The sequence below is a fragment of the Arthrobacter sp. 001422645 genome, assembly GCF_059816125.1.
In genome coordinates this window covers 159,625-172,931 of record NZ_JCBANT010000007.1, presented here as the reverse complement: position 1 = coordinate 172,931, position 13,307 = coordinate 159,625, and the positions used below count along the sequence as shown (strand labels likewise).

Sequence of the window (13,307 nt, the reverse complement as noted above, 5' to 3'; positions counted from 1 at the left end):
CAAATTCAACCAATTCAATACAATAAATTGGTATCAACAAACTTGGCACACTATTGAGTTCTCAAACAACAGACACACCCGGCACCACCACAACCAATCGGTCGCGGATCGCTCCGGAGCAACTTTTCAAACTTACCGGGCCGCTTCACCCTTGTCAAATCCGCGTTCCGACTCAGTCTCGCCGTGAGGCATCTGGGTCGTGGTGGCGGATCAACTCCGGGGAGCAGCGCGGAAATAAACTCTACCACCACATTGCCCTGGTGACAAAGGGGCGCCGGCGGGCCCTCCGGTCGAGCGCTGGAAAGCCCGGAATCACGGGGATTCCGGGCTCTTCAGCGACACCCAGGCCAGCGCCCGCAGGGACCGCGGGCCGGCGTCAGCTCACCGGCTTGAAGAACGCGGCTCCCAGGGGAGGCAGCGTGACGGCAAGGGTCGCGGGCTGGCCGTCGGTGCCATCCTCCGTGGCCGTCAGCGTGCCCCCGTTCAGGACACCGGAGCCACCGTACGTGTCGGCGTCGGTGTTCAGCACTTCCTGCCATTCCCCCGCCACCGGGACGCCGAGGCGGAAGTCGGCGTGCGGTCCCCCGGAGAAGTTGAAGGTGCACACCAGCGGGTTTCCCGCGGCATCCCGGCGGATGAAGGTCAGGACGTTGCGGTCCGAGTCCCCGCCGTTGATCCACTGGAAGCCGGCGGGGTCGTTGTCTTGTTCGTAGAGCGCCGGGGTGGCGCTGTACAGCTCATTGAGGTCCTTGGTCAGGAGCTGCATTCCGCGGTGCGCGGGGATTTCGGCCAGCCACCAGTCCAGACCGTGCTGCTCGGACCATTCGGCTTCCTGGCCGAATTCGGTGCCCATGAAGATCAGCTGCTTGCCCGGGTGGGCCCACTGGTAGCCCAGGAAGGCGCGCAGGTTGGCCAGCTGCTGCCAGCGGTCACCGGGCATCTTGCGAAGCATCGAACCCTTGCCGTGCACTACTTCGTCGTGGCTGATCGGCAACAGGAAGTTCTCCGTGTAGGCGTAGACCATGGAGAACGTGATGGTGCCGTGGTGCCAGCGGCGGTTGAACGGGTCCTCGGAAATGTACTTGAGCGAATCGTGCATCCAGCCCATGTTCCATTTGATCCCGAAGCCCAGGCCGCCCTGGCTCGTGGGTGCGGTGACACCCGGGAACGCGGTTGATTCCTCGGCGATCATGACCGCTCCGGGGTGGGTCTTGTAGACCGTGGCGTTGACTTCCTGCAGGAAGGAGATCGCCTCAAGGTTTTCCCGTCCGCCGAAACGGTTCGGCTGCCACTGCCCTTCCTCGCGGGAGTAGTCGAGGTAGAGCATCGAGGCGACGGCGTCCACTCGCAGGCCGTCGATGTGGAATTCGTCGAGCCAGTACAGCGCGTTGGCGACGAGGAAGTTCCGGACTTCGCTGCGGCCGAAGTCGAAGATCAGCGTTCCCCAGTCCGGGTGTTCGCCGAGGTTCGGGTCGGCATGCTCGTACAAGGCTTCGCCGTCGAACCGGGCGAGCGCCCATTCATCCTTGGGGAAGTGCGCCGGGACCCAGTCCAGCAGCACGCCGATGCCGGCCTGGTGGAGTTCGTCCACGAGGTACCGGAATTCGTCGGGATGGCCGAAGCGTGATGTCGGGGCGAAGTACGACGTGACCTGGTAGCCCCAGGATCCGCCGAAGGGGTGCTCGGCCACCGGCATGAACTCCACGTGCGTGAAACCGAGCCACTTGACGTAGGCCACCAGCTCCTTGGCCAGTTCCCGGTAGCTGAGGCCTACCCGCCACGAGCCGAGGTGCACTTCGTAGACGCTCATCGGCGAGTTGTGCGGATCCCGTCCGGCCCGGGCCTCCATCCACTCCGCGTCCTTGAAGGCGTAGGAGGGTTCGACGACGCGCGACGCCGTCAGCGGCGGAACCTCGGTGCCGAAGGCCATCGGATCCGCTTTCTCCACCCAGTAGCCGTCCCGGGTCCGGATTTCAAATTTGTAGCACGCCCCTGCTAGAACGCCAGGGAGGAAGAGTTCCCAGACCCCGGAGGAGCCGAGGGACCGCATGGAGTGCTGCCGTCCGTCCCAGCCGTTGAAGTCGCCCTTGACCCGGACCGCCTGGGCGTTCGGGGCCCACACGGCGAAGGACACACCGTCGACGTCGCCCATGCCGGACTTGTAGTGCTGGACGTGCGCGCCGAGCACATCCCAGAGACGCTCGTGGCGGCCTTCACCGATCAAATGCAGGTCGAGCTCGCCAATAGTGGGCAGGTAACGGTAGGGGTCATCGGCCGGCTGCGGCGCCTGGCCCTCGTACGTCACTTCCAGCCGGTAGTCCGGCACATGGCCCTGCTCCAGCGGTTCCAGCACGGCAACCCACACGCCGCCGAACTCATGTGTCATCGGGAAGGTGCCGGCAGCGGTCACAACAGCGACGGCTTCGGCGAGGTGCTTGACCGTGCGGATGGTGACATGCCCGTGGTCATCGAGGTGCGCGCCCAAGACCGAGTGGGGGGCGTGGTGCTCGCCGGCGGCGACCCTCGCCAGGGTCTCCGCATCCACCTGGAGTGGACTTCCGGGACGATCGATACGTGCTGAACCTGTCATTTTGATACCTTCCGCTGCGGCCTCGGCCGGAACGCCGGAGCCTGTACTGCCGAGGAGACGACGTGATGCGTTGACCGGAATGGAGAGCCAGTCCGGCCTGTTCCGTAGTTCGTAGATGACTTCGTAGAGTGCCTTGTCGAGCCACAGTGCCACGAAAAGAGGCGAATCGCGGTCGATACTGCCGGGAATGACGTCCGCGTAGCCGGCCAGGAAGGCCTCGGCGCAGTCGTCGACCCAGGTTTCCGGGACGTCTGCGTCCGGGTGCTCGCGGACGGCCGCGCCGGCGGCGTAGTCAAAGGACCGCAGCATTCCGACGACGTCACGCAGTGGGACGTCCGGGAAATTCCGTTCCGAAATCGGCCGGAGCGGCTCCCCCTCAAAATCGAGGATGGCCCAGCGGGGCGACTTCCCGCGGCCACCCGGAACCTGGAGGATCTGGCCCAGGTGGAGGTCACCGTGGATCCGTTGCAGGGAACCGGCGCCGCTGCCCTCAAGCCGCAGGAGGAGACGGTCCAGCGCGTCGTCGTAGGGGCCGACGGCGGCCCCGGCCTGGGCCCAGGACTGCCGCACCCTCTGGGCGACGCCGGGCGCGATGTCACTTCCCGGGGCGGATTCGGACGCGACGCCAAGCGCCTCGGCCAAGCGGCGGTGCACCGTCGCGGTGGCGGCGCCGAGTGCGTGTGCCTCGGCGGTGAAATCCTGGCCGCGGCTCGCCGCGTTGACGGCCAGCCGCCAGGCGTCCAGTCCGCCGGCGAGGAACTCGTGCGCCACGGCCAGTTCACCGCGAGCGGGGCGGTCGCGTTGTTCCCCGGCCGGCGCGTCCCACTCCCCGGTGACCCACCCCAGGGTTGCCGGCACTTCAAAGGTGCGCCCGGCGGTCAGGGCTGCGCCGATTTCCACTTCCGGGTTTTGGCCCTCGGAGAGCACCCGGAAGAACTTCAGGATCGCGGCCGACTGGCCGTCTTCGACGATCACCGAACTGTTGGACTGCTCGCCGGAGAGGACCTTCACGACGCCGGTGGCCCGTGGCAGGATGTAGCCGGACTCAACGAGGTGGCCTGAGGCGTTCCCGGTCGGAATGGTGCCGCCGAGGCGCATCAGCTCCAGCCACGCGGCGATGAACTCGGGGTCGTGGACGCCGTCGTAAATCCACCGGGCGTCGGGCGCCCCCACGGCGTCGGGCGCCCCGGCGGCCCCGGCGGGGCCCGGTACGGATATCCGCCCGATCAGCCCTGCTTCCGCCCCGCCCAGCGGGGAACGCCGAATGCTGAGCGGGACCTGGACGACGTCGGTACGGGAGCCGTCCGGCGTCGGGTAGCTCACGGCCAGCAGCAGCACCTCGAGTCCGGCCGCAGCTGGTGCGCCGCCGGGTTCGCCGGCCAGGCTCAGGCGCCCGGCCGGCTCGAAGCTGAACGCCGCGCTTTTGACGGGGAACCATCGCTGGCGCGGGAGCCAGCCGCCGAGCAGTCCGCTCAGGGCAGGGGTAAGAGTGGGTCGGGTCATCTCAGCCTTCGATGGACAGGATCGGCATGGCCTGCGTGTAGGGCGACGCCGGGTTGGAGGCGGCCGAGCGGATCCGCAGCCAGAAGAAGTCGTGGCTGCCCAGGGTCAGCGTCAGGGTTCCGTCGTCGGAGATCCCCGGGAACGCCTGGCCGCCGAACACGTCCCGGAGGCCCCGGCCGGCGAACCTCGGTACCCGCAGGGTGGTGGCCACGGGGTGCTGGGACAGATTGAAGGCGCACAGGATGGTCTCACTGTCCTCGCCGGCTGAGTTGCCTTCCTTCAGTTCCCGAAGGTAAGCGAGGACGACGTCGTGGTCTGCTTCGACGTGCTCGAAGCCACCCAGGCCGAAGGCCGGGTGGTTCTTGCGGACACTGAGGATCTGGCGCGTCCAGCGCAGCAGCGAACCGGAATGGGCTGCTTCAGCTTCGACGTTGGCCATGCTGTAGTTGTAGACCAGCGACTGGATCACCGGGAGGTACAGCTTGCCGGGATCCGCATGGGAGAACCCGGCGTTGCGGTCCGGGTTCCACTGCATGGGCGTGCGGACGGCATCGCGGTCCTCGAGCCAGATGTTGTCCCCCATGCCGATCTCGTCCCCGTAGTACAGGAACGGGCTGCCGGGCAGGGAGAGCAGCAGGGCATTGATGAGCTCGATCTCGGAGCGGGAGTTGTCCAACAGCGGCGCCAGCCGGCGCCGGATGCCGATGTTGGCGCGCATACGCGGGTCCGGCGCGTACCAGCCGAGCATGGCGGCGCGCTCGTCGGCGGTGACCATTTCCAGGGTCAGCTCGTCATGGTTCCGCAGGAAAGTGCCCCACTGGGCGCCGTCCGGAATGTCCGGAGTGTCCTTCATCGTCTCGATGATGGGCGCAGCCTTCTGGTCGCGCAGCGCGTAGTACAGCCGCGGCATGATCGGGAAGTGGAAGGCCATGTGGCATTCCGGTTCCTCCTGCGTGCCGAAGTACTCGACGACTTCAGCGGGCGGCTGGTTGGCCTCGGCGATGATCACGCGGCCCGGGTAGCTTTCGTCGACCATCTTGCGCAGCTTGCGCAGGAATTCGTGGGTCTGGGGCAGGTTCTCGCAGTTGGTGCCCTCTTCCTCGAAGAGGTACGGGATGGCGTCCGCACGGAAGCCGTCAATGCCCTGGTCCAGCCAGAAACGCACGACGTCGAAGAGCGCGTCGATGACTTTGGGGTTCTCAAAGTTGAGATCCGGCTGGTGGCTGAAGAAGCGGTGCCAGAAGAACTGGCGCCGGATCGGGTCGAAGGTCCAGTTGGATTCCTCGGTGTCCACGAAGATGATGCGGGCGTCTTCGTACTTCTCGTCCGTGTCGCTCCAGACGTAGAAGTCGCCGAAGGGTCCGTCCGGATCCTTGCGCGATTCCTGGAACCAGGGGTGCTGATCCGAGGTGTGGTTCAGCGGAAGGTCAATAATCACGCGCACGCCACGGGCGTGGGCCTCCGCGACCAGGCGCTTGAAATCGCTGATGGTGCCGAATTCGTCAAGCACGGAGTTGTAGTCCGAGATGTCGTAGCCGCCGTCCCGGAGCGGCGACTGGAAGAACGGCGGGAGCCAGAGGCAGTCGACGCCGAGCCACTGCAGGTAATCCAGCTTGTCGATCAGCCCGTGGAAATCGCCGGAGCCGTCACCGTTTCCGTCGGCAAACCCCCGGACCAGCACCTCGTAGAACACCGCCTTGCGGTACCAGTGCGGATCATGCTGGAGGCCGGGCGCGTTCAGTTCAAAGGTCCCCTTCGGGCTGAAGTGCTGGTTGGGGTTCGTCGGGCCGAAACTCACTCGTTCTACCTCCGGATGCTAAGAATGTGTGCGGGTTCTACATGGGCGTCCAGTCGAACGTAGTTGTACTCCCCCCATTCCCAGCTCTCGCCGGTCAGCAGATCATCCACCATAAAACGGCCATTGTGCGTCAGGTTCTCCGGATCCAGCTCGAGCGCTGCCAGGTCCAGGGTCACCGTGCTCTCACGGATGCCGTGCGGGTCCACGTTGACGACGATGATCAGGGTGTCCTTTGTGCCGTCGGGAAGGGTCTTGTGCTTCGAGAAGACCACCGTGGCGTTGTCCGTGCTTGCGTGCACCGTCAGGTTCTGCAGGTCCCCCAGGGCGGGGTGGGCGCGGCGGATCGCGTTGAGCCGGGTCAGGTACGGGGCCAGGCTGCGGCCGGATTCGGCCGCGGCGTCCCAGTCGCGGGCCTTGTACTCGAACTTTTCGTTGTCGATGTACTCCTCGGCGCCGGGCCGGGCCACATGCTCGTAGAGTTCGAAGCCGGCGTAGACGCCCCAGATGGGACTCGCCGTGGCAGCCAGCGCCGCCCGGATCTTGAACGCGGGCGGCCCGCCATACTGCAGGAACTCGGTCAGGATGTCGGGGGTGTTGACGAAGAAGTTCGGCCGGAAGAAAGCCGGCGACTCGTGGCTGACCTCCTGGAAGTACTCCTCCAGTTCCTCCTTGGTGTTCCGCCAGGTGAAGTACGTGTAGGACTGCTGGAAGCCGGCGCGTCCCAGTGCGTGCATCATGGCCGGGCGGGTGAACGCCTCGGCGAGGAAGACGACGTCGGGGTGCTTCTTGTTGACCTTGGCGATCAGCCATTCCCAGAACCACACCGGTTTGGTGTGCGGGTTGTCGACGCGGAAGATCTTGACGCCGTGGCTTACCCAGAGGAGGACGATGCGCAGGATCTCGTTGGACAGGCCTGCGGGATCGTTGTCGAAGTTGAGCGGGAAGATGTCCTGGTACTTCTTCGGCGGGTTCTCCGCGTAGGCGATGCTGCCGTCGACCCGGGTGGTGAACCACTCGGGGTGGCTCGCGACCCACGGGTGGTCCGGCGCAGCCTGCAGCGCCAGGTCGAGGGCGACTTCCAGCCCCAGCTCCCCGGCCCGCGCCACAAAGGCGTCGAAGTCCTCAAAGGTGCCGAGGTCCGGATGGATGGCGTCATGGCCGCCCTCCTTGGCGCCGATGGCCCACGGGGAACCGGGATCGTGCGGTCCGGCCAGCAGGGTGTTGTTCGGGCCCTTGCGGTGCTGGATGCCGATCGGGTGGATCGGAGGCATGTAGATGATGTCGAAGCCCATGGCTGCGACGGCGTCGAGCCGCCTGGCAGCGGTGCGGAAGGTGCCGGAGGTCCACTCGCCGGTGGCGTGATCCTGGACGGCACCCTCGGACCGGGGGAAGAATTCGTACCAGGAGCCCCGGCCTGCGAGCTCGCGCTCCACCAGCAGGGGGTAATTTTCGGAGACGGTGACCAGTTCGCGGATCGGCTGGCGGTCGACGACGGCGGCCACCTCCGGGCTGAAACCGGCGGCGAGCCGCTCCTCGGGCGTCTTGCCGGCATCGTTGAGCCCGACGACGGCCATCCGCAGCGTTCGCCGGTCGGCGGACGGGCGCGAGGAGTCCTCGGACGCTTCGGTGAGCAGTGCGGCGCCTTCGGCCAGCATGAGTTCTACGTCGATGCCGGCTTCCACCTTGACCTCGGCGTTGTGGTGCCAGGTGCCGTAGCGGTCGTGCCAGGCTTCGATCACGAAGGACCAGTTGCCCGTGGTGGTCGGGGTCAGCAGACCTTCCCAGCGGTCGGTTCCCTTGCCTCGGTCGCCGCGGGGCGGGGCGAGACGGACGCGCTGGCGTTCCTTGCCGCGGGGATCCAGGAGGACGGCGCTGACGCCGAGCAGGTCGTGGCCTTCGCGGAAGGCGGTGGCGCCCACCACCAGGGTTTCTCCCACAACGGCTTTGGCGGGGAATTTCCCGCCGTCAACCGCCGGCTGTACGGCGGTGATCGGAAAACGGCCAAAGCGAAGGCCGTCCGTGATCAGGGCCTTCGGCTTTTGCTTGGACACGGCACTGGTTCGCGAGTTAGTCACAGGCTCGACGTTATCGACAAATCGGCCAGATTGCTAAGGCTGCTCCGTTTTTCCAATGGTTTTCCGGAAGCCTGTCCGTCATTTATACAAAAGAAACTTAAACCGGTTCCGGGCCTCCGACTTGTCCGTTAGTGTTTCGCAGGTGAAGGCAATCCGCAGATTTACCGTCCGAACCGTTCTTCCCGAGCCGATCCGGCCGCTTGCTCGCCTCGCCACCAATCTCCGGTGGTCCTGGCACCGGCCCACCCGGCAGCTGTTCGAGAGCCTGAATCCGAAGATCTGGGCCGAAAGCTCGCACGATCCGGTGAGCTTCCTCGGCCTTGTCAGCCGGGAGGAACTGCAACGCCTCGCCGCGGACCAGGACGTGGTGCGCCGGGTCCATGCTGCCGCCGAAGACCTCGACCGGTACCTCGAGCAGCCCCGCTGGTACCAGAGCCTTGGCGACGGGGCACCGGCGTGCATCGCCTACTTCTCCCCCGAGTTCGGCATCACCGAGGTGCTGCCGCAGTACTCCGGCGGCCTCGGCATCCTGGCCGGCGATCACCTGAAGGCAGCATCGGACCTGGGCGTGCCGCTGATCGGCGTCGGGCTGCTCTACCAGGCCGGCTATTTCAAGCAGTCACTGTCCCGTGACGCCTGGCAGCAGGAAACCTATCCCGTCCTTGATCCGGACGGGCTGCCGCTGACCCTCCTGCGCGAGGCCTCCGCGGACGGCAACGGCAAGCCCCTCCAGATCTCGCTTCCGCTCCCCCACGGCCGCCGGCTGCTGGCGCACATCTGGCGCGCCGACGTCGGGCGTGTCCCGCTCCTGCTCCTGGACTCCAACGTTCCCGGCAACGACGAAGCCGCGCGCGGCATCACCGACCGTCTGTACGGCGGCGGCGGCGACCACCGCCTCCAGCAGGAACTCCTGCTGGGCATGGGAGGCGTCAAGGCGCTGCGCGCCTTCCAGAAGCTCACCGGCAGCCCCGCGCCTGAGGTGTTCCACACCAACGAGGGACACGCCGGTTTCCTGGGAGTGGAACGCATCCAGGAATTGATGTCCGGGGAGAGTCCGCTGAGCTGGGACGAAGCACTGGCCGCCGGGCGCGCCTCCACCGTATTCACCACCCACACGCCGGTCCCTGCCGGCATCGACCGCTTTGAGGTCTCGCAGATCCAGCACTTCTTCGACGCCGGCCTGGCTCCGGACGTGCCGGTGGCCAAGATCCTGAACCTGGGCCGCGAGGACTACACCGACGGCAATCCGTTCGTTTTCAACATGGCCGTTATGGGCCTGCGGCTGGCACAGCGCGCCAACGGGGTGGCCAAGCTGCACGGCGTGGTGTCCCGCGGAATGTTCTCCGCGTTGTGGCCCGGATTCGACCACTCCGAGGTTCCCATCACGTCGGTCACCAACGGCGTGCATGTGCCCACGTGGGTTGACCCGCGCGTTTCCGCCCTGGCCCGTGACCAGTTCGGCTCCGACGCCGAAGAGCCGGGCCGCTGGGACCTCACCTACAACGTCAGCGACGAGGACGTCTGGGCCCTCCGCCGCGAGCTGCGCGTGTCCCTCGTGGAGGACGTCCGGCGCCGGCTCCGGGCCGCCTGGAAGAAGCGCGGCGCGGCCGACGCCGAGCTCGCCTGGACGGATTCCGTGCTGGACCCGGACATCCTGACCATCGGCTTCGCCCGGCGGGTGCCCACCTACAAGCGGCTCACCCTTATGCTCCGCGAGCCCGAACGGCTCAAGGCCCTGCTGCTGCACAAGACCCACCCGATCCAGCTGGTCATCGCGGGCAAGTCGCACCCGGCCGACGACGCGGGCAAGAAGATGATCCAGGACCTCGTCCGGTTCACCGACGACCCGGCCGTTCGGCACCGGATCGCGTTCCTGCCGAACTACGACATCGCCATGGCCCGGACCCTGTTCCCGGGCTGCGATGTGTGGCTGAACAACCCGCTGCGTCCGCTTGAGGCGTGCGGCACCTCCGGCATGAAGGCCGCCCTGAACGGCTCGCTCAACCTCTCCGTCCTGGACGGCTGGTGGGACGAGATGTACGACGGCGAGAACGGCTGGGCGATTCCGACCGCCAACAATGGAGCATCCCCAGAGGAACGCGACGACATCGAGGCTGCGGCGCTGTACGAGCTGCTGGAGACGCAGGTGGCACCGCGCTTCTACGGCCTGACGGTGTCCGACGGCGCCGGCGCCGCCGGACCTTCGCAGCCCGGGCCGCAGGCTGTCCCCACGCATTGGGTCTCGATGATCAAGCACACCATGTCCCACTTGGGTCCGGCAGTCTCCGCAGACCGGATGCTCAAGGATTACGTCAACGTCCTGTACCGGCCGGCCGCCGTCGCCGGCCGGCGGGCCGTGGCGGAAGATTTTGCCGAGGCCAAAGCCCTGGCGTCGTGGACTTCCGCGGTCCGGGCCGCGTGGCCCCAAGTTCAGGTGGAGCATGTGGACTCGGTGGGTGTGTCGGAGGACCCGCAGATCGGCGACATGCTCCAGGTAAACGCCTACGTGGCCCTGCACGACCTCACCCCGGATGATGTGTCCGTCGAGGTGGCGTACGGCAAGGCTGAAGACAGCGACGAGCTGGCCGATGTCACGGTGGCGGAGCTGAAGGCGATTGAAGACCTCGGCAAGGGCCGGCACCTTTTCAGCGGAACCGTCGTGATCGACCGGTCCGGTTCCTTCGGCTACACGGTCCGGGTGCTCCCGAAGCACACGGCCCTCGCGTCGAAAGCCGAACTGGGCCTGATCGTGAACGCCTAGGGGCCGCCGTTCCGCTAGAGGCAGACGGCGGTGACGGCCAGGTTCTCTCCGGCGTAGCGCTCGGCGTCCTGCAGGACTTCGCAGATCACGCCGAAGGAACGGTCGGCCCGGAAGGCGGCCGGGACCTCCCAAATGAAGGTGAGGGGGGCCTGGCCGTCGTCGGCGACGGCATCAGCGAAGTCGTGCAGGGTGTCGTTGAGCGCGTCGAAGTCCACGCCGTAGTCCTCCGGGAAGTCCAGCGTCTCCGCGAACGTCTCCAGGAGGGCCCGCTTGGTATCGGCGGCTGGGACCAGCAGAGTCCGCCGGCCGGCGTCGGCCGCCAAGGCCTGCAGCTCCTCGATGGTCCAGGTGTCTGCGGAGTAGATCTTCATGGGTTCCTTTGTTTTGCCTGTTCCGCGTGCCTGGGTGAGCACCGCCGGACTACGTGCGGTAGATGTTGATGGAATTGGCCTGCACCACGTCCCGCTCCCCGGAAGCGACGCGAACGCCCTGGCGCCGGTCGTGGAGCCCGGAGGTGGTCAGACGGAGTTCGAAGATCCGGTTGCCGGTCCCGTCCTCATTGCTCAGCTGCGGCAGCGTGACCTTGATGTCCTTGGCGCCGCCGTTGACCACCACGAGTCCGTCCACGTGGCCGTCGTCGGAACCGAGCAGGAGCTGCACCACCCGGTGTCCCGGATCCTGCCAGCGGTCCCCGGCCATGGGCTCGCCGCGCTCGTCGAACCAATGGAAGTAGGACTGCTTTTCGCGCGTCGGGTAGTCATGCGGCTGCCCGGCAAGAAACTCCTTCCGGAGCCGTATGACGCGCTTGGTGGTGCGCAGCATCGAGTGCGACTCGGGAGTGCTGGTCCAATCGATCCAGGTGATGGGGTTGTCCTGGCAGTAGGCGTTGTTGTTGCCCTGCTGGGTGCGGCCGATCTCGTCGCCGGCGGTGATCATGGGCACGCCCTGGGAGATCATGAGCGAAGCCATCAGGTTGCGGCTGGACTGGGCCCGCCGGGCGAGGATGTCCTCGTCCTCCGTGGGACCCTCGAAGCCGTGGTTGTAGCTGCGGTTGTCGCCGTGGCCGTCACGGTTCTGTTCACCGTTGGCCTCGTTGTGCTTGCGGTCGTAGGACACAAGGTCGGCCAGGGTGAAACCGTCATGGGCGGTGACGAGGTTGACGGAGGCGAGCCGGGACCTGCCGGACGGCTCAAACAGGCTTGCGGAGCCGGAGAGGGCGTCCGCGAGGCGGGCCACCGAACCGCCCTGCCCGCCGGCGTCGATCGAGGCGCGGTCTGCGAGCCAGAAGGTGCGGACGGCGTCGCGGAAGTGGTCGTTCCAGTCCACCCATCCGGCGGGGAAACGGCCCGTCTGCCAGCCCCCGTAGCCGATATCCCACGGCTCGGCGATGAGCTTCGTGGCGGACAGTACCGGGTCGGCGCCGATCGCGACCAGGAACGGGTGCCGGGGATCGAACTCGTTGGCGGCGTTGCGGGCCAGTGTCACCGCGAGGTCGAAGCGGAAGCCGTCGACGTGGAACTCGGTCACCCAGTAACGCAGAGAATCCAGCACGAGCTGGATCACGCGGGGCTCGCCGAAGTTCAGGCTGTTGCCGCAGCCGGTGGTGTCCACGTATCTGCCGTGGCCGTCATTTCGGTAGTAGGTCATCTCGCCCAGGCCGCGGAAGCTGAGCGTCCGGCCGTCCGGGCCGCCCTCCGCGGTGTGGTTGTAGACGACGTCGAGGATGACCTCAAGGCCCGCGGCATGCAGCAGCTTGACCATGCCCTTGAACTCATCCTGGACGGCCTGCGCGCCCTTGGCCTGCGCCGCCTCGGTGGCATAGCCGGGGTGCGGGGCGAAGAACGCGGCCGTGTTGTAACCCCAGTAGTTCGTCATGCCGAGGTTCTGCAGGTGCGGTTCGTCCACGTGGAAGTGCACCGGGAGCAGCTGCACGGAGGTGATCCCCAGCGCAATCAAGTGCTCGATCATGGCCGGGTGCGCCAGTCCGGCGTAGGTGCCCTGGAGGTCTTCGGGGACGTCGGGGTGCAGCTTGGTCTGGCCGCGGACGTGCGCTTCGTAGATGATGGTGTTGCGCCACGGAATCCTTGGACCGCGGTCGGCACCCCAATCGAAGTCGCTCTCCATCCGGACGCTCGTGATGAAATCCTCGCGCTCGTCCACCGCCCGGCCGTAGGGGTCCAGCAGCAGCGGCTGCACGCTGCCGGCGTCGAAATCCGTGGCGGGCATGGACAGCGGGAGCGCCTCGTGGTCCGGCGTCGCCCGGAAGCCGTACCGCGAACCGGCCGGCATGCCTTCAACGATGCCGTGGTGCACGCCGTCGGTCACGTTCGGCAGGGTTTTCACTTGCCAGACACCCCCGGGCGCCTGGTAGGCGATCTCCAGTGTGGTCACGCCGGGCGCGTAAACAGCCACATTCGCGAAGGCACCCCGAGGATCGTCCGTTGCCGGCGACCCGGTGACCGGAACGCTGATTCCCAGCGGAAACGCACGCGAGGCGTCTACGGTGGAAGCTGTGTCTACGTAGGGCATAACCATTGCTTCAAGTTTAGCCGGGCCGAACAAATAGCCCCGGATTCTGAT

The 13,307-nt window shown here is 66.6% G+C and carries 6 protein-coding genes; 1 reads left to right on the top strand and 5 read right to left on the bottom strand.

From position 1 onward, the window contains the following. Positions 1 to 376: 376 nt before the first annotated feature. The 3 genes from AC6EUH_RS09805 to AC6EUH_RS09795 are packed head-to-tail and all read right to left on the bottom strand — an operon-like array spanning position 377 to position 7,966. Positions 377 to 4,093: a 1,4-alpha-glucan branching enzyme gene (locus tag AC6EUH_RS09805; protein ID WP_056427193.1), complete on the bottom strand. Its 3,717-nt coding sequence runs from the start codon at positions 4,091 to 4,093 to the stop codon at positions 377 to 379. A gap of 1 nt (position 4,094) precedes the next feature. Further along, positions 4,095 to 5,891, bottom strand: coding sequence for a maltose alpha-D-glucosyltransferase (gene treS, locus AC6EUH_RS09800; protein WP_056427195.1), 1,797 nt, complete (start codon positions 5,889 to 5,891; stop codon positions 4,095 to 4,097). A 5-nt stretch (positions 5,892 to 5,896) separates the two neighbouring features. Next, positions 5,897 to 7,966, bottom strand: coding sequence for an alpha-1,4-glucan--maltose-1-phosphate maltosyltransferase (locus AC6EUH_RS09795; protein ID WP_326951834.1), 2,070 nt, complete (start codon positions 7,964 to 7,966; stop codon positions 5,897 to 5,899). A gap of 142 nt (positions 7,967 to 8,108) precedes the next feature. Between AC6EUH_RS09795 and glgP the strand changes: the two genes are divergently transcribed. Beyond that, on the top strand, positions 8,109 to 10,727 hold the full coding sequence (glgP, locus tag AC6EUH_RS09790) for an alpha-glucan family phosphorylase (protein WP_499738501.1): 2,619 nt from the start codon (positions 8,109 to 8,111) through the stop codon (positions 10,725 to 10,727). A gap of 14 nt (positions 10,728 to 10,741) precedes the next feature. On the opposite strand, the gene AC6EUH_RS09785 is transcribed toward glgP, so the two are convergent. After that, positions 10,742 to 11,098 carry a barstar family protein gene (locus AC6EUH_RS09785; protein WP_499738500.1) on the bottom strand — a complete coding sequence of 119 codons (357 nt, stop codon included), beginning with the start codon at positions 11,096 to 11,098 and terminating at the stop codon, positions 10,742 to 10,744. Positions 11,099 to 11,147: 49 nt separating this feature from the next. Next, on the bottom strand, positions 11,148 to 13,262 hold the full coding sequence (gene glgX, locus AC6EUH_RS09780; RefSeq protein ID WP_499738499.1) for a glycogen debranching protein GlgX: 2,115 nt from the start codon (positions 13,260 to 13,262) through the stop codon (positions 11,148 to 11,150). Positions 13,263 to 13,307 lie beyond the last annotated feature (45 nt).

Excerpts from the sequence above, each read along its gene's own strand:
- AC6EUH_RS09805 (WP_056427193.1), bottom strand. The coding sequence starts at position 4,093 with ATGACCCGACCCACTCTTACCCCTGCCCTGAGCGGACTGCTCGGCGGC.
- AC6EUH_RS09785 (WP_499738500.1), bottom strand. The coding sequence starts at position 11,098 with ATGAAGATCTACTCCGCAGACACCTGGACCATCGAGGAGCTGCAGGCC.
- glgX (WP_499738499.1), bottom strand. The coding sequence starts at position 13,262 with ATGGTTATGCCCTACGTAGACACAGCTTCCACCGTAGACGCCTCGCGT.